Here is a 15,256-nt window from a genome sequence, read left to right as displayed (position 1 = left end):
TTATAAGTTAGTCTCCACTGATGTAATTCGAAACCTACATTAACTTTTGGTTTTCATCTACCACCAAATTTCTAGCCTAGTTGTAAGTTCTACTGCTTTCAGTTTCTTCGACCGATTAAATTGATTCTCTTTCAATGATATGGTGAGGTAATACGATTCTTGTATTTTCTACACCTTTAGTTTGCATTAACTTCGTTAACAGTCTCATTGAAACTGCACCTATATCATACACTGGAATATCAATAGAAGTCAATGCAGGACGTGAAAGTTGTGCATACTTCGTATTTTGGAATCCAGCAATCTTTAAGTTTTCAGGTACACGTTTACCATTGTTTATTGCAGTGTTTAAGAATGAAACAGCAATTGAGTCACGAACTGCGATTGCACCATCTACATTGACATTCGCGAAGAATGTTTCAAAGTGAGGTTTATTAATTGATGTATCACCAGATGTTCTAAAGATTTTTGGTTCAAGGTTAGCTTCTAGCATCGCCTTTGTATAACCTTCTTCTTTTTTATCATTTACACTATATCTTCTTGCAGTTGATAAAAGATAAATATCTTTACATCCTTTTTCAATCATCTTCTTCGTAATTTCATAACCTGCTTTTACATAATCAATTGATACAGTTGGTACAATTGGATTTGAAGTTACAACGTTAGCAAATACGAATGGAATGTTTGATTCATTGAACATACGTTTAATTAATTCAACATCGCGTTCATTTAATTCATCATTTAAATATAAAATACCGTCTACTTGTTCAGCAACAATATTTTGTAGCATATCTAAGATATCAGTATCTTCATGGATAGTGAACAATTTAATTGAGTAGTTATACTTAGCTGCAATATCAGAAATACCACCTAACATTTGTGCAACAGAAGCTCTTGTAATATCTGAAATAACAACCCCAACGGTAGTTGTTTTACGGCTAGCTAATCCTCTCGCAATAACGTTCGGACGATATCCTAATTCCTTAATTACTTTTAAAACTCGATTTCTTGTTTCTTCTTTTACTTTTTCTGGAGAGTTTAAAACTCTTGACACAGTTGCAAGTGACACACCTGCAGCTCCAGCTACATCATAAATAGTAGCATTACTCATAAAATCACCTCTTAATAGTTACAATTATAACATAAGATGGAAGTGCTTACAACAAATTATGAAACATTATGAAAACTTTTTCATAAAAAGAAAAAACCGGTAATTTTACCGGTTTTATGAGATTAAACTGTTCTCTTTTCTTTGATTCTAGCAGCTTTAGCTGATAAATTACGGATGTAATTTAACTTAGCACGACGAACGATACCTACGCGTACTACTTCTAAACGATCGATAGCTGGTGTATGAACTGGGAATGTTCTTTCCACACCCACCCCATTTGAAACCTTACGAACTGTGAAAGTTTCTGAGATGCCACCGCCTTGACGTTTAATAACTAAACCTTCGAATAACTGAATTCTTTCTTTGTTACCTTCTTTGATCTTAACGAATACTTTAACAGTATCCCCAGCCTTGAAGCTTGGACGATCTTGGATGTACTTAGAAGTAATTGCAGAAATTAAAGCTTGTCCTTTTAACTTTGCCATAAAACGATTCTCCTTATATTACGTCTGTTCATGAGTTTAAAACTCAGCGGACCAGCGTGCCTTTATTATTATACATGAAACATTATTTTGTTTCAATATCTTTTTTAACTTGGTTAAGAATCTTAGATTCTTCTTTATTTAATGTCTTTTTATCAATCAAGTCTGAACGTTTGATGAGTGTATTTTTTAAACTCATGTATAAACGCCATTTACGTATGTTTTCATGATGCCCTGATTTTAAGACTTCTGGGATTCTATATCCTTCGTATTCTTCTGGTTTAGTATACTGTGGATATTTTAACAATCCTTGTTGATGTGAATCATCAATATAAGACGCCTCATTTAAGACACCTGGTAATAATCTTGTAACTGCATCAGTAATCACCATTGCTGGGATTTCACCACCAGTTAAAACATAATCACCTATTGAAATTTCTTCATCAACAAAATTTAAGACGCGCTCATCAATACCTTCATAATGTCCACATATTAGAATAATATGTTTCTTTTCAATACTCCACTTTGTCGCAGTTTGTTGATTAAATACATTGCCTTGAGGTGATAAGAATACTGTATGTGTATCTTCCGTTTGTAATTTCTTTAATAAGTTATAAAACGGAGGAAATGTCATGAGCATTCCTGCACCACCACCATATGGTGTATCATCAACTCTTCCACCTTTAAGGTCAGAGTATTGTCTTAAATCATGAATGTTAATTTCAACTGCACCATCTTGAATTGCATGTTTGATTTTAGAAGTTGTTAAGAATTGATCGAAAAAATTCGGAAATATTGTAATAATATCTATTTTCACAGTAATCCCTCAATCACATCAATCCATATACCATCATCTGAAACTGTCTTAATAAATTCTTTAACAAATGGGATTAGAACTTTCTTCTTCTCAGTTGTTAAAACTCTTAATAAGTGTCCTTGTGGTAACTCTAAAACTGAATCAACTTCACCGACTAATGTATTATCCATTGTATAAACAGGTAATCCAATTAATGCTGGTAAATGATATTCGTTTTCTCCTAACTCAGTTGGTTCTTCTTTCGTAAAGACTTCGAAGCCTCTTAAAGTTTCAACTTCAGTTAGTGTCGGATACCCTTCAAAACTTACTAGGAAATACTCATTTTGTGTTCTTACTGTATTAATAGTTAATTCTTTACCATTAACAATCACAACAGCACCTTTAACAAAACGATTAAAGTCAGTATCAGGTAATACTTTAACTTCCCCTTTTATGCCGTGAGTTGTAACAATCTTACCAATTGAATATAGCATCATAATTAATACGCATCAATATCTAAGTGTACTCGTTTTCCTTCTTTTGAAGCACCAGCATAAACGATTGTACGGATTGCACTTGCAATTTTTCCACCTTTTCCGATTACTCTTCCAAGATCAGCTTCGTTAACAAGTAGTTGAACATGAACTAATCCGTCTTCATCGGATAAAGTTTTAACATGAACGTCATCCGGGGAAACTACTAATGGCACAACTATTTGTTTGATTAATTTGTCAAAATCAACTGCCATATGTTTTAAGCCCCCTTATAGGTTATTTGCTTGAAATGTTGAATTTTTTGAATAAGCTCTTAACTGTATCTGTTGGTTGTGCACCATTTTCAATCCATTTAGCAACTTTTTCTGAATTCACTTGAACGTCGCCTTTGATTGGTTCATAAGTACCAACGATATCTAAGAATTTACCATCTCTTGGTGCTTTAGCATCTGCTGCTACGATTCTGTAGAAAGGTCTCTTATGTTGACCAAAGCGTTGTAAACGTAATTTAACTGCCATAATATTGTCTCCTTTTAATTTAAATCCTCAATTATTTTACCATATATCTATATAGTGTCAAGTATTTTTCCTTGACATCTTTAAAATCATGTTAAATATTGGCTTCTTCATTAAATAATAAGGATGGATGGACCCCAATAAAGCCTTTTACATTCTGTAATTGTGTTAATAAAAGCTTCTCGCCCTTTGCTCTATCAAAGTATACGATTGCGTAATTAGCCTTCTTTGAAACGTAAACTAAATTGATATCCATTTTTTCTAATTTCTTTGGAACTTCTTTTCCAACGAAATCTACGATATATGCTTGTCTTTCAATTTGCATATGACACCTTCCTAAAATATATCTTCTATCGTTACTTCTTTATATTCACCTGGATTTAAATCTAATTTAAGGTTGCCAATTTGTTTTCTAACTAATCGAGTAACTTCAAATTCTACGGATTTAAACATTTTCTTCACTTGGTGGAACTTGCCTTCATCAATGACAATGCTTGCGATATTGCCATCAAATTCAAGTGATTTTGCTACTGCAATATAACTTGAGTTATCAGTATCGATTAACTCAACACCATTTAATAATTTGATTTTAGATTCCTCATTAAATACTTTATCTAATGTCACTTCATATAACTTATCCACATGATGTTTTGGATTGGTTAATCTATGAACAAGTTCACCATCAGTTGTAAGTAACATTAACCCTTCAGCATCTAAATCTAATCTACCTGCCATCTTTAATTCAAAACGGCTGTATGGTTCATTTATTAAGTCAAATAATACCGGATGCATGCGATCTGTATTTGCAGATAAATAACCTACCGGTTTATATAGTGCTAAAATAATCAATTCTTTATAGAAAACTTCTTTTCCATTAATTGATATTTTATCATATTTAGGGTCGATTTGAATATCTGCGTCTTTAACAAGCAATCCGTTCACTAAAACAGATTTTCCATTAATTAATTCTTTAATTTCTTTTCTAGACCCATACTTTAGGTTAGATAACAATTTATCAAGTCTCAAGTGATGCTCCTTATGTTATAATAATTAACGAGGTATTTTAATATGATTACAATGAGAAATATTATTCGTGAAGGTCATCCTTCACTTACCAAGAAAAGCGAATTAGTCAAACTTCCTTTATCAAAAGAAGATTTTGAAGTCGGATATAGTCTTTTAGAATATGTTAAAAATTCTCAAGACGAAGCAATGGTTAAGAAATATAAATTAAGACCATCTGTTGGATTAGCTGCTGTACAAATTAATGTTTTAAAACGTATGTTTGCAATGCATGTTGAAGATTTCGATAACGTACTTCACTCTTATGTATTTGTGAATCCTGAAATTATCGCAACCAGCCAAGAAGAAACTTATATTCCTGGCGGGGAAGGTTGTCTATCTGTTGATAGAGAAACTGAAGGATTAACTCCAAGATTCTACGCTATTAAAGTCAAAGGTCACATCATTGATTTTGATACAAAAGAAGCTAAACCAGTTGAAATGACACTTAGTGGTTATCCATCAATTGTCTTCCAACATGAATTTGATCACCTAAACGGTATCATGTTTACAACTAAATTATATCCAGAACTTCCTAAGGCATTCCCGCTTTTCGAAACTGAAGATGACTCAGAAGACTAAATTTTAAAGCATATCGGATTGATATGCTTTTTATTTTTCTATAATGTTTTTTTATTTAAGAAGACTAAATTTAAAACTAAGAGTTGAACCTTTAATACTTGGAAAACACTTGTATCTTGATTCATTTGTGTATACTCTTCATAAATTCTTAAGTCATTCTTTTTAGTTTTGCTAAATGTTTTTTCATACCATTTTAATGATTGACTTCGTTTTAATACATCATTTAATCCTGTATCTAAAACGATAAAGCCTTCAAAATTATTGGTAATAAATTTTTTAAATAATTCTTTTAATTCAATTGTTTGTCCGGTTGTAATTAATCTAGATGTTCCAAATTCATCACAGTCATCCACTAAAAACATACCTATATAATCTCTTAATAATCGGTAAGCTGTTATCTCAGCTTCTTTTAATTTATATAGATAGACTGGATGAAAGACCATCTTTACTTTATTATCTTTTAAGTTTTCAAAAATAAAGCGATAAGTTGATGCTTTATGATCATTATCAGGCATGATTAAAACATCTAGTTTGTATTTTTTAATGATTGCAATTTGTCTTTTGATAATAGTTAAAATCAATTCTCTATCTTGCATCACATCTTCAAATAACGGGATACGATAGATTAAACTTTTTGATTTTAATTGTTTAGCTTTATTGGCTGCTAAATCTAAATTTTTTTCAAAGTTTTCTAAGTAAGAAGCATCATAAATCTTTCCATTTTGAAGCAATGGGTCTACTGTTAAAACTTCTTTTACTTTTGTGAAATTCATTAAATTATTGAAGGCCAAATCATCCAAAGATAAAAATGATTTTCCATCAACTCTTCTAATCACAATCGATTGAAGTTTCAACTTCTCAACCAAGGATTCTTGGTCAAGTTGTGTTGTATTTAAATAATCAACAAATGTGGAAATACTAATCTTCATCTTACCTTCCCCCACTCATACATTAAAATACTACCAGCAACAACTACATTTAAACTTTCAACAGTTTCTGTTTTTATGTTAATAAAGCCATTTGCAAGTTCTTTAACTTCATTTGATAGTCCATTTCCTTCATTACCTAAGACTAAAATAATTGGTCCTTCTTCGGGTTGGTTTTTAGATGCATGTGCATCCGCCCCAAAAACTTGATACCCTTCATCTTTTTTAAGCGTTAAAAACTCAACTAAATTTAAACGTTCTACGTAAACATCAAAGATTGCGCCCTGACTTGCTCTTATTGTTTTTTCATTGTATAAATCAGCTGACTTTTGTGAGAGAATTACATGCTTAAAGCCAAATGCTAATGCACTTCTTAAAAGTGCTCCAACATTATCTGGATTTTGAACATCATCTAACACTAAAATCTTATCTGATTGAATTGGATTTGAAACCTTCTTACAAACTGCCATCACATCAAATGTTGTTTCAGTTTGAGATAATTCTTTCATGAGTTTTTCGGAAATCAAAGTACCTTCTATTTCAGGATTAGTTGTCACCACTTCTTCACATACACCATGTGCTAAAGCTAAATCGACAAGCTTTTTGCCATAGACTAAAAAGAGATTTGTTTCATCTCTATGTTTTTTTAGTTTAAGTTTCATCCATGATTTAAATCTTTGATTATCTTTGGACTCAATTACCATGTTTCTCTCCATAATAGTTAGTGATTGCATCACTTACTTCAAAACCGTAATTTGCGATTTCAAAGTCAGTATCAGGCTTAATAATAACTGTTCTAATACCTGCAATAGTTTCTGCTAATAATGGCTTAAAGTCAAACTTAGTTTCTTCTAATTCTGCTTTATCAATCTTAGGATGTGTTACAGGATTTTTAGGTACATAAATAGAACAGCAGTCATTAAATGCTCTAATTGAAATATCAAATGTATCAATCTTTTCAGCAATTCTTATAATATCAATTTTATCATAAGTAATCACAGGTCTTAAAATTGGAATGTTAGTAACATTTTCTACAACCTTGATTGAATCTAATGTTTGGCTCGCAACTTGACCTACTGATTCACCATTAATTAATGTTAATAAGTTTCTTTCGCTGGCAAACATTTCACCTAAACGATACATCATTCTTCTCATGATCGTAATAATATAAGAATCATCAACAAATCTTAAGATTTCAGTATGCATCTTAGTAAATGGTACTAAATGCAATTTAATACGATTATTAGGCATAAATAATGCTAATTTCTTAGCAATATCGATTACTTTTTGAACTGATTCTAATGGTGTTAATGGTGTAGATTCAAAATGGAATAACTCCACTTCAACACCTTGCTTCATCATTAAATATGCTGCAACTGGTGAATCAATACCACCAGATAACATGACTAAACCTTTTCCACCTAAACCAATTGGATATCCACCAAGTCCAGGAATTTTACCTACGTATAAATAAGCTGAATCATGTCTGATTTCAACGTTCAATACTTGTTTTGGATTTCTTACATCAACTGTTAATTCTTTTACTCTAGGTAAAATTTTAGCTGCTAATGTTTGAGAAATCTCAAGAGAACTCATTGGGAACTTTTTATCCGCTCTTTTTGTTTCTACTTTAAATGTTGTAGGCATTTCAATTTCTTTATGAATGACTTCAACAGCTAAATCAGCAATTTTATCTAGATCGTTTTCACATTTATATACAAACGAATAACTTTGTACACCAGAAACGTAACTCAATTGTTTTAATACTTGTTCTTTATTGTTTTCTTTTAAATGAATGAAAATTCTATCATGTTGATATTCAAATTCTACATTACATTCTTTTAATTTTGCTCTAAGTAATTTTTTAACTTGGTTGATAAATGTAGGTTTATTCTTACCTTTTAACACTAAATCACCAAATCTTACTAATATAATATCTTTCATTTTAATCACCATTTATAATTATATCATTAATGATATACTATTTATGGTGATAAATTATGAACTATGTGTTTTTATTAGAAAGTGCAAAGTCACTTTTACAAGATTCCCCAAACAATTTATCTTTATTAAGTAATGCATCTGCATTTATTAAAGATAATTTTGATAACCTCAATTGGGTAGGGTTTTATCTATTTGATGGAACTAAATTAACACTTGGACCTTTCCAAGGAAAGGTAGCCTGCGAAATCATTCATCCAGGTAGAGGTGTATGCGGCACTGCATACGTTACAAAAGAAACTCAAGTCATACCTGATGTTCACGCAATCGATAATCATATTGCATGTGATGCGGCAAGTATGTCAGAAACTGTGATTCCAATTATGAATCATGGAGAAGTATGGGGTGTATTTGATTTAGATGCACCAATTACCAATCGTTTTGATGAAGAATTTGTTGATTTTCTTCAAAAATATGTAGAAATCCTAACCAAATACATTGACTTTAATAAGAGTTTAATATAAAATAAATAAGCGGTTAAAAGCAGGCTGTTTTTTATATAATAAATATCCCTACATCGAATGGATGAACTTAGTAACCTTCTACTGCTTGAAGGCGAAAAGGTATAGTGGATTATATTGTAGAAAATATAGTGTGTTTGCCCCAAAAATAAAAAAGGAGGTAAATTCAATGTCACGTTTTACAGGTTCAACTTGGAAAGTTTCTAGACGTTTAGGTTATTCAATTTCTGAATCAGGAAAAGAATTAAAGAAGAGACCTTTCGCTCCAGGACAACATGGTCAACGCCGTGGTAAATTATCAGACTATGGTACACAATTACAAGAAAAACAAAAAGTTCGTTTTGTATATGGTGTATCTGAAAAACAATTCAGAAAAACTTTTGAAGAAGCTGGTAAGTTACAAGGTAAACATGGTGAGAACTTCTTAAAGATGTTAGAATCTAGATTAGATAATATCGTTTATCGTTTAGGTTTCGCAGCTACAAGAGCTCAAGCTAGACAATTAGTTAACCATGGACACATCTTAGTAGATGGTAAAAAAGTAGATATTCCATCATATCGTTTACAACCAGGACAAAAAATCTCTTTAAAAGAAAAGAGTGCAAACTTAGCAGTTGTTAAAGCTGCTTTAGAAGCTCAATTCAGTAAAGTTGATTATGTTGCTTTAGACGCAAACAATGTTGGAACATTCTCAAGATTACCAGAAAGAAATGAATTCTTACAAGATATCAACGAACAATTAATCGTCGAATTCTACAACAGATAATTTCGGAAAAGACTCTAATTTTAGAGTCTTTTTTTTATCTTTATACTTAGACAAATAAAAAATCCCTTTCATAAAGAAAGGGACTTTATTTTTTATATTACTTTTTGTTTGAAGCAGCTTCTGTGAATACTAAGAAGTTGTTTGGATCTAATGCAGCTCCACCGATTAATGCGCCATCGATGTCTGATTCTTCTAATAACACTTTAATGTTATCTGGTTTAACTGATCCACCGTATAAAATACGGATGCCATCAGCAACTTCGTTACCATATAAAGCAGCAACTTTAGCACGAACGTCTTTAATTGTTTCGTTAGCCATTTGTGGAGTAGCAGTTTTACCTGTACCGATAGCCCAAACTGGTTCATAAGCAATAATTGTATTTAAAGCTTGTTCAGCTGAGATATTTAAGAATGCTTTTTCTAATTGTTGATCTAAAACAGCTTTAGTTGCTCCTGATTCTCTTTCACTTAACACTTCACCTACGCATAGGATTGGGGTTAATTCATGTTTGAATGCAGCAACCATTTTTAAGTTAACTGTTTCATCTGTTTCATTATAGTAAGATCTTCTTTCTGAGTGACCAATTAAGATGTACTCAGCTCCAGCAGATTTTACTTGTAATGGTGAGTTTTCACCAGTATAAGCACCTTCATCTAAATAGTGCATATTTTGAGCACCAATTCTTAAGTTTTCGCCTTCGCGTTTAACTAAAAGATTTAATAAAATTGATGGTGCACAAATAATTGATTCAACTTCAGTACGCGCAGGTACTTTTTCATTTACTGCAAAGATAAAAGCTAAAGCTTCGTCTTTAGTTTTATACATTTTCCAGTTTGCAGCAATAACTGGTATTCTTTTGCTCATGTGTTTAAATTCCTTTTTTTATTTTTATCCTAAAATTGAAGCAATTTCTTTAATGGCTTCTTCTGCGTGAGGACCAGCAGCTACAATCTTAACGTTTTCGCCTTTAGGAACAGCTAAACTCATTAAACCTAAGATTGACTTTAAATCTACAGTCTTATCTTTGTAATAAAGTTTAATATCAACTGCGTATTTAGAAGCTGTTTGAACAACTTTAGCAGCTAATGTTGCGTGTAGTCCTGCAGTAGAACCAATAATGATTTCTTTTTCCATTTTTCTTTTCTCCTTTTTATTAGAACATGGGTGGCGTAGAAATCCATAATACACGAGCAACGCTTCCTCCGGTGTTAATCAAGTAGTGCTCTTTGTTTGCCATGTAGTAAAAAGTCTCGCCTTTTTTAACTATAAATCTTTTTTTATTTAATACTAGTGTAATTTGACCTTCTAGAACGTAACCAAACTCCTCACCGGGATGGGAGTCATCAATTCTTGATTGACCGCCTGGTTTAAGCTCAATCATGATAGGCTCCATTTCGTATTTTTGGGCGTTTGGCACTATCCATGAGATTAAAGATCCTAGTTCTGGAGATTCTTTTTCATAAAAATCTTCTTTTGTGAATACGATTTTTGCATCTTCGTCTTCAGGTTTTGAGAAAAATTCATGAGTTTCTACACCTAATACTTCTAGTATTGCGAATAATGTTTGTATAGATGGAGAAGTTAAATTATTTTCTAATTGAGATATGTAGCCTTTAGTAAGTTCTAATCTATTAGCAAGTTCTTCTTGAGTCAAATTATTTCCTAATCTTAGCGCCCTAATCTTCTTGCCAATGTCCATGATTAAATCTCGTGTACAGCAGCGATACCTGGTAATACTTTACCTTCTAGATATTCTAGTGAAGCTCCGCCACCAGTTGAGATGTGTGAGAAGTCTGCTTCTAAGCCGAATTGTGCTACTGCAGCAGCTGAGTCACCACCACCAACGATTGTAGTTGCTTTATCTTTGATAGCAGCTAATGCTAATGCAACTTGTTTAGTACCGTTTTCGAATGCAGGCATTTCGAATACACCTTGAGGTCCGTTCCAAACAACTGTCTTAGCAGAGGCAATAATTTCTTTGAATCTTGCAATAGTCTTAGGTCCGATATCTAATCCCATTTCATCAACAGGGATCTTATCGAAGTCTCTAATATTTGTTTCAGTATCAGCAGCGAATGCTTTACCTGTAACAACATCGAATCCTAATTCAATCTTACCATTAGCCTTAGCTAATAATTCTTTAGCTAAATCTACTTTATCTAATTCTACTAATGATTTACCAACTTCATATCCCATAGCTTTTAGGAATGTGAATGCCATACCGCCACCGATTAATACTTTATCAGCAACGTTTAATAAGTTTGTAATCACTTCGATCTTATCAGATACTTTAGCTCCACCTAAGATAGCCACGAATGGTCTTTCAGGATTTTCTAAAGCTCCACCGATGAAGTTGATTTCTTTTTCTAATAATAAACCAGCTACAGCTTCTTTAATGTTTGATGAAATACCAACGTTTGAAGCGTGTGCTCTGTGAGCTGTACCGAATGCATCATTGATGAATACGTCACCTAATGAAGCCCAGTATGCGCCTAATTCAGGATTGTTCTTAGATTCTTTGTTACCATCTAGGTCTTCAAATCTAGTGTTTTCAAACATTAAAACCTCACCAGGTTGTAATTCGTTGATTGCTGCTTCTAATTCAGCCCCTCTTGTTTCACCAACAAATTTAACAGGTTTGTTAATTAATTGGCTTAATCTTTCAGCAACTGGTCTCATTGAGTTAGTTGCTTTATCATCAGCAGTCTTAATTCTTCCTAAGTGTGAGAACAAGATTGCCTTTCCACCTTTTTCCATTACATACTTAATTGTAGGTAATGCAGCAACGATTCTAGTATCGTCTGTGATTGATCCATCTTTTGCTAATGGAACGTTGAAATCAACACGAACTAAAACTTTTTTGCCATTTAATTCGATATCTCTTAATGTCTTTTTAGCCATTGTCTAAACTCCTTTGTTGTTAATCGTTTTTTCATCTATTATTATAACATGAGTATGATGAACAATATCTAATGATAATTGATGAAAATGCATTCATACTAAACTTTCTTTATATTTATATAAACTAAATATAGTCATGACTAATCTTTTATAATTTTTAATTGATAACTTCACCTCTATTTTTTCTAGATTATTAAAGGTAATTTCAATTCCAAATTTATTACTTTTTACTTCTTTAATTTCAGTATAATTGATAAATATATTATCATAGTCTTTTAATGCTTTGGTGTAAATAAAAATATGATGGTCATTAATATAAATTGGAACCTTATAACCAAGATTAAAAGTTTTTTTAGTTGCCTTCAAATAGCCTTCTAATGTAAACAAGTTTCTCATACATAACTTTTTTATCACACCTAGTGCACTACGTTCTATTAGTTCTTTATTTGGATAAGTCATGCCACCGTCAAAATCATTTTTAATATAGTTAATCATCTTAAGATACCTCAATAAATTTTTTTCTAATGATATAATGAATAAAGAACAAAATAATAGATGGTTGATAATTATGTTGAAAAAAATACTACTAAATGAAGTTAAAGACAAAAAATTAAGATTTTTTTATGAATCTATTTATGATATGTTAGAAAATATCACACTAATTAAGGATATTGAATATTTAGAAAAATTAGAGAAAGACTTTTTAGCATTTAAAAATGGTTATACTGATAAGTCAAAATTATTTAAAAATTTAAGAAAGGCTCAAATCTTTAATAAAGAACTAGTTGTTGACTTATTTATTTTATTAATTAAACAACGCGTATTTTATTTAAATAATCCAAAAGTTAAAAGAATGGATGATCTTTTGCGCTATGCTTATGAACAATCCTTTATGTCATTTTTCTTAATGATTTCAAATCCAAGTTCCATCAAACAAATTGAACTTATTAAGTCTTTATCAACATTTGATTGTTTAAGCAATTTAATTCTCTATGCTGAAGAAAAAATAAATGAAAATGAAATTACATTTCCTTCTCAGATGCTAGAAGATTATGCCATTGAATATACATTAGATGGTAAAATCATGATGAATGATAATTACTTATTTTTAATTGATTACCTATTTAAAAAGATTAAAGAAAATTATCAGTTTTTAGAAATTAATATCAATCAATTAAATGAGCCCTTAAACTATATGTTATTGGCTTATATAAAACATCAAATGGATTTACTCCAAACTTACTTTAAAAAACTATATAATAAAAAATAAAAAGGTGCGATTTTCGCACCTTTATTGTTTATTATCCTAATGAACCTTCCATTTCAAGTTTGATTAATTGGTTTAATTCAACCGCATATTCCATAGGAAGTTCTTTTGCAAATGGTTCAATGAATCCCATAACAATCATTTCAGTCGCTTCTTCTTCAGTTAAACCACGGCTCATTAGATAGAATAGTTGTTCTTCTGAAATTTTAGAAACTGTTGCTTCATGTTGTAAGAATACATCTGAGTTTTTAATAACATTTGTTGGGATTGTATCTGATGTTGACATACCGTCTAAAAGAATGGTGTCACATTCGATATTTGCTTTAGCACCTTTAGCATTTTTACCAAAGACAACTTTACCACGATAGTTAACTTTACCACCACCACGAGCAATTGACTTAGATACAATACTTGATGTTGTATTAGGGGCAACGTGAATCATTCTTGCACCAGCATCTTGCCATTGGTTAGCGCCAGCAAAAGCAATTGAAATTGTTGTTCCTTTTGCATGTTCTCCAAGTAAAATACATGATGGATACTTCATGTTAACATTTGAACCGATGTTACCATCGATCCATTCCATGTGTCCATTTTCATAAACAAACGCACGTTTAGTTACTAAGTTAATAACGTTGTTACTCCAGTTTTGGATTGTTGTATAACGACATGTAGCATCTTTTTTAACAATAATTTCAACGATTGCAGCATGTAATGAATCTTTTGAATAAACTGGTGCAGTACATCCTTCAACGTAGTTCACATATGCACCTTCATCAACAATAATTAATGTTCTTTCAAATTGACCTGATTGTTCAGAGTTAATTCTAAAGTAAGATTGTAAAGGTTTAGTTACTTTAACGCCTTTAGGAATATAAATAAATGATCCACCACTCCATACAGCAGAGTTAAGTGCTGCATATTTGTTATCATTCATTGGTACAACTGTACCAAAATATTCTTTTACTAATTCTGGGTGTTCTCTTAAAGCTGTATCTGTATCACAGTAGATTACACCTAAATCTTCTAATTCTTTTTGTGTATTATGATAAACAACTTCCGATTCGAATTGCGTAGAAACACCTGCAAGGTAGTTTCTTTCAGCTTGTGGAATACCTAAACGTTCAAATGTATCTTTGATGTTTGTTGGTACTTCATCCCAAGTTGTTGCTGCTTTATCACTTGGTTTAATGTAGTATGTAATCTCATCAAAGTTAATAAATTCTAAGTTTGGTCCCCAAGATGGATTAGGAATTTCAACAAAGTTTTTATAAGCTTTTAATCTGAATTCAGTCATCCAAGCTGGTTCTTTTTTAATTTCTGAAATTTGTCTAACAATGTCTTCATTGATACCTTTACCGGTATCCATGACTGGCTTGCTATCAGTAATGAACCCATATTGGTATTCACCAATAATCTCATTTACTTTCTTTTTAGTATCATCCATTTGAAATCTCCTTATCTTTAACTAGGATAGCTTGTTCAAAAGCTTTCCAACCTAAGGTTGCGCATTTCACGCGAGCTGGAAACTGGTGAACAGTTTGATACGCTAAGGCATCCCCATCTAATAATTTTTCATTAAATGGATTACCTTTGATGAGTTCATAAAACTCATTAATCGTTTTGAGCCCTTCACTTAATGTTTTACCAATTAAAGTGACTGAAGCGACGCTTGCTGATGAACAACAAATTGAACATCCAATACCTTGATGACGCATATCTTTAATGATACCGTCTTTAACAAGTAACTGAACTGTGATATCATCACCACAAGTTGGGTTATTTAAATGGACTGTAAAATACGTTTCATCATTGACTAATCCCTTATTTTTTGGATTCTTATAATGATCCATAATTACTTCTCTGTATAATGCTTTTAAGTCCATGTTTTATTCC

Annotated in this window: 22 protein-coding genes; 4 read left to right on the top strand and 18 right to left on the bottom strand. The window is 31.6% G+C overall.

Annotated features, from left to right (window positions below):
• Window positions 1–115 precede the first annotated feature (115 nt).
• From EXC59_RS06190 to EXC59_RS06155, 8 genes are all read right to left on the bottom strand, one after another.
• Window positions 116–1,108: a LacI family DNA-binding transcriptional regulator gene (locus EXC59_RS06190; protein ID WP_035369995.1), complete on the bottom strand. Its 993-nt coding sequence runs from the start codon at window positions 1,106–1,108 to the stop codon at window positions 116–118.
• A 122-nt stretch (window positions 1,109–1,230) separates the two neighbouring features.
• Window positions 1,231–1,593, bottom strand: coding sequence for a 50S ribosomal protein L19 (gene rplS, locus EXC59_RS06185; RefSeq protein WP_035369996.1), 363 nt, complete (start codon window positions 1,591–1,593; stop codon window positions 1,231–1,233).
• Window positions 1,594–1,675: 82 nt separating this feature from the next.
• Window positions 1,676–2,407 carry a tRNA (guanosine(37)-N1)-methyltransferase TrmD gene (gene trmD / locus EXC59_RS06180; RefSeq protein ID WP_035369997.1) on the bottom strand — a complete coding sequence of 244 codons (732 nt, stop codon included), beginning with the start codon at window positions 2,405–2,407 and terminating at the stop codon, window positions 1,676–1,678.
• Window positions 2,404–2,883 carry a ribosome maturation factor RimM gene (gene rimM / locus EXC59_RS06175; protein WP_162164078.1) on the bottom strand — a complete coding sequence of 160 codons (480 nt, stop codon included), beginning with the start codon at window positions 2,881–2,883 and terminating at the stop codon, window positions 2,404–2,406. Before rimM ends, trmD begins: the two co-directional genes overlap by 4 nt.
• Window positions 2,884–2,885: 2 nt before the next feature.
• Entirely contained in the window at window positions 2,886–3,134 is a 249-nt protein-coding gene (locus EXC59_RS06170) for a KH domain-containing protein (RefSeq protein WP_035369999.1), read from the bottom strand.
• A gap of 22 nt (window positions 3,135–3,156) precedes the next feature.
• Entirely contained in the window at window positions 3,157–3,399 is a 243-nt protein-coding gene (gene rpsP, locus EXC59_RS06165; RefSeq protein WP_035370000.1) for a 30S ribosomal protein S16, read from the bottom strand.
• A gap of 91 nt (window positions 3,400–3,490) precedes the next feature.
• Complete coding sequence (locus tag EXC59_RS06160; protein ID WP_035370001.1) at window positions 3,491–3,721, bottom strand: DUF2129 domain-containing protein; 231 nt, start codon at window positions 3,719–3,721, stop codon at window positions 3,491–3,493.
• 11 nt (window positions 3,722–3,732) lie between these two features.
• Window positions 3,733–4,422, bottom strand: coding sequence for a pseudouridine synthase (locus tag EXC59_RS06155; protein WP_035370002.1), 690 nt, complete (start codon window positions 4,420–4,422; stop codon window positions 3,733–3,735).
• A gap of 42 nt (window positions 4,423–4,464) precedes the next feature.
• On the opposite strand from EXC59_RS06155, the gene def reads away from it, so the two are divergent.
• Complete coding sequence (def, locus tag EXC59_RS06150) at window positions 4,465–5,040, top strand: peptide deformylase (RefSeq protein WP_035370003.1); 576 nt, start codon at window positions 4,465–4,467, stop codon at window positions 5,038–5,040.
• Between the two features lie 38 nt (window positions 5,041–5,078).
• On the opposite strand, the gene EXC59_RS06145 is transcribed toward def, so the two are convergent.
• The 3 genes from EXC59_RS06145 to thiI are packed head-to-tail and all read right to left on the bottom strand — an operon-like array spanning window position 5,079 to window position 7,910.
• Entirely contained in the window at window positions 5,079–5,969 is an 891-nt protein-coding gene (locus EXC59_RS06145) for a hypothetical protein (protein ID WP_035370005.1), read from the bottom strand.
• Window positions 5,966–6,670 (bottom strand): TrmH family RNA methyltransferase, encoded by a 705-nt coding sequence (locus EXC59_RS06140; RefSeq protein WP_162164079.1) that lies wholly within the window; start codon window positions 6,668–6,670, stop codon window positions 5,966–5,968. The genes EXC59_RS06145 and EXC59_RS06140 overlap by 4 nt, the downstream gene beginning before the upstream one ends.
• Window positions 6,660–7,910, bottom strand: coding sequence for a tRNA uracil 4-sulfurtransferase ThiI (thiI, locus tag EXC59_RS06135; RefSeq protein ID WP_232034481.1), 1,251 nt, complete (start codon window positions 7,908–7,910; stop codon window positions 6,660–6,662). The genes EXC59_RS06140 and thiI overlap by 11 nt, the downstream gene beginning before the upstream one ends.
• A 56-nt stretch (window positions 7,911–7,966) precedes the next feature.
• On the opposite strand from thiI, the gene EXC59_RS06130 reads away from it, so the two are divergent.
• Entirely contained in the window at window positions 7,967–8,431 is a 465-nt protein-coding gene (locus EXC59_RS06130) for a GAF domain-containing protein (protein WP_051659079.1), read from the top strand.
• Between the two features lie 166 nt (window positions 8,432–8,597).
• Window positions 8,598–9,194 (top strand): 30S ribosomal protein S4, encoded by a 597-nt coding sequence (gene rpsD / locus EXC59_RS06125; protein ID WP_035370007.1) that lies wholly within the window; start codon window positions 8,598–8,600, stop codon window positions 9,192–9,194.
• 97 nt (window positions 9,195–9,291) lie between these two features.
• Here rpsD and tpiA read toward each other — a convergent pair whose 3' ends face one another.
• From tpiA to EXC59_RS06100, 5 genes are all read right to left on the bottom strand, one after another.
• Window positions 9,292–10,059: a triose-phosphate isomerase gene (gene tpiA, locus EXC59_RS06120; RefSeq protein WP_035370008.1), complete on the bottom strand. Its 768-nt coding sequence runs from the start codon at window positions 10,057–10,059 to the stop codon at window positions 9,292–9,294.
• A gap of 24 nt (window positions 10,060–10,083) precedes the next feature.
• A complete protein-coding gene (locus tag EXC59_RS06115) occupies window positions 10,084–10,329 on the bottom strand; it encodes an HPr family phosphocarrier protein (protein WP_035370010.1) in 246 nt (81 codons plus the stop codon).
• Between the two features lie 19 nt (window positions 10,330–10,348).
• Complete coding sequence (locus tag EXC59_RS06110; RefSeq protein WP_035370011.1) at window positions 10,349–10,894, bottom strand: helix-turn-helix domain-containing protein; 546 nt, start codon at window positions 10,892–10,894, stop codon at window positions 10,349–10,351.
• Window positions 10,895–10,896: 2 nt separating this feature from the next.
• Entirely contained in the window at window positions 10,897–12,096 is a 1,200-nt protein-coding gene (locus EXC59_RS06105; protein ID WP_035370013.1) for a phosphoglycerate kinase, read from the bottom strand.
• A 93-nt stretch (window positions 12,097–12,189) separates the two neighbouring features.
• Window positions 12,190–12,591, bottom strand: coding sequence for a competence protein ComK (locus EXC59_RS06100; RefSeq protein ID WP_162164081.1), 402 nt, complete (start codon window positions 12,589–12,591; stop codon window positions 12,190–12,192).
• A 73-nt stretch (window positions 12,592–12,664) separates the two neighbouring features.
• Between EXC59_RS06100 and EXC59_RS06095 the strand changes: the two genes are divergently transcribed.
• The gene (locus tag EXC59_RS06095; protein WP_035370015.1) at window positions 12,665–13,366 is read left to right on the top strand and encodes a hypothetical protein; all 702 of its coding nucleotides are present in this window, start codon (window positions 12,665–12,667) and stop codon (window positions 13,364–13,366) included.
• Between the two features lie 31 nt (window positions 13,367–13,397).
• Here EXC59_RS06095 and sufB read toward each other — a convergent pair whose 3' ends face one another.
• Entirely contained in the window at window positions 13,398–14,807 is a 1,410-nt protein-coding gene (gene sufB, locus EXC59_RS06090) for a Fe-S cluster assembly protein SufB (protein ID WP_035370016.1), read from the bottom strand.
• Entirely contained in the window at window positions 14,800–15,246 is a 447-nt protein-coding gene (sufU, locus tag EXC59_RS06085; RefSeq protein ID WP_162164082.1) for a Fe-S cluster assembly sulfur transfer protein SufU, read from the bottom strand. Before sufU ends, sufB begins: the two co-directional genes overlap by 8 nt.
• Between the last annotated feature and the right edge of the window lie 10 nt (window positions 15,247–15,256).

The sequence above is a fragment of the Acholeplasma hippikon genome (assembly GCF_900660755.1).
Classification (GTDB): domain Bacteria; phylum Bacillota_I; class Bacilli_A; order Acholeplasmatales; family Acholeplasmataceae; genus Acholeplasma; species Acholeplasma hippikon.
The sequence above is the reverse complement of the archived record's forward strand: the minus strand, read 5'-3'. Positions and strand labels throughout refer to the sequence as shown.

Coding starts and splice junctions, on each gene's coding strand:
- EXC59_RS06190 (WP_035369995.1), bottom strand. CDS start 1,108: ATGAGTAATGCTACTATTTATGATGTAGCTGGAGCTGCAGGTGTGTCA.
- rplS (WP_035369996.1), bottom strand. CDS start 1,593: ATGGCAAAGTTAAAAGGACAAGCTTTAATTTCTGCAATTACTTCTAAG.
- rimM (WP_162164078.1), bottom strand. CDS start 2,883: ATGATGCTATATTCAATTGGTAAGATTGTTACAACTCACGGCATAAAA.
- EXC59_RS06170 (WP_035369999.1), bottom strand. CDS start 3,134: ATGGCAGTTGATTTTGACAAATTAATCAAACAAATAGTTGTGCCATTA.
- rpsP (WP_035370000.1), bottom strand. CDS start 3,399: ATGGCAGTTAAATTACGTTTACAACGCTTTGGTCAACATAAGAGACCT.
- EXC59_RS06160 (WP_035370001.1), bottom strand. CDS start 3,721: ATGCAAATTGAAAGACAAGCATATATCGTAGATTTCGTTGGAAAAGAA.
- def (WP_035370003.1), top strand. CDS start 4,465: ATGATTACAATGAGAAATATTATTCGTGAAGGTCATCCTTCACTTACC.
- EXC59_RS06145 (WP_035370005.1), bottom strand. CDS start 5,969: ATGAAGATTAGTATTTCCACATTTGTTGATTATTTAAATACAACACAA.
- EXC59_RS06140 (WP_162164079.1), bottom strand. CDS start 6,670: ATGGTAATTGAGTCCAAAGATAATCAAAGATTTAAATCATGGATGAAA.
- thiI (WP_232034481.1), bottom strand. CDS start 7,910: ATGAAAGATATTATATTAGTAAGATTTGGTGATTTAGTGTTAAAAGGT.
- EXC59_RS06130 (WP_051659079.1), top strand. CDS start 7,967: ATGAACTATGTGTTTTTATTAGAAAGTGCAAAGTCACTTTTACAAGAT.
- rpsD (WP_035370007.1), top strand. CDS start 8,598: ATGTCACGTTTTACAGGTTCAACTTGGAAAGTTTCTAGACGTTTAGGT.
- tpiA (WP_035370008.1), bottom strand. CDS start 10,059: ATGAGCAAAAGAATACCAGTTATTGCTGCAAACTGGAAAATGTATAAA.
- EXC59_RS06115 (WP_035370010.1), bottom strand. CDS start 10,329: ATGGAAAAAGAAATCATTATTGGTTCTACTGCAGGACTACACGCAACA.
- EXC59_RS06110 (WP_035370011.1), bottom strand. CDS start 10,894: ATGGACATTGGCAAGAAGATTAGGGCGCTAAGATTAGGAAATAATTTG.
- EXC59_RS06105 (WP_035370013.1), bottom strand. CDS start 12,096: ATGGCTAAAAAGACATTAAGAGATATCGAATTAAATGGCAAAAAAGTT.
- EXC59_RS06100 (WP_162164081.1), bottom strand. CDS start 12,591: ATGATTAACTATATTAAAAATGATTTTGACGGTGGCATGACTTATCCA.
- EXC59_RS06095 (WP_035370015.1), top strand. CDS start 12,665: ATGTTGAAAAAAATACTACTAAATGAAGTTAAAGACAAAAAATTAAGA.
- sufB (WP_035370016.1), bottom strand. CDS start 14,807: ATGGATGATACTAAAAAGAAAGTAAATGAGATTATTGGTGAATACCAA.
- sufU (WP_162164082.1), bottom strand. CDS start 15,246: ATGGACTTAAAAGCATTATACAGAGAAGTAATTATGGATCATTATAAG.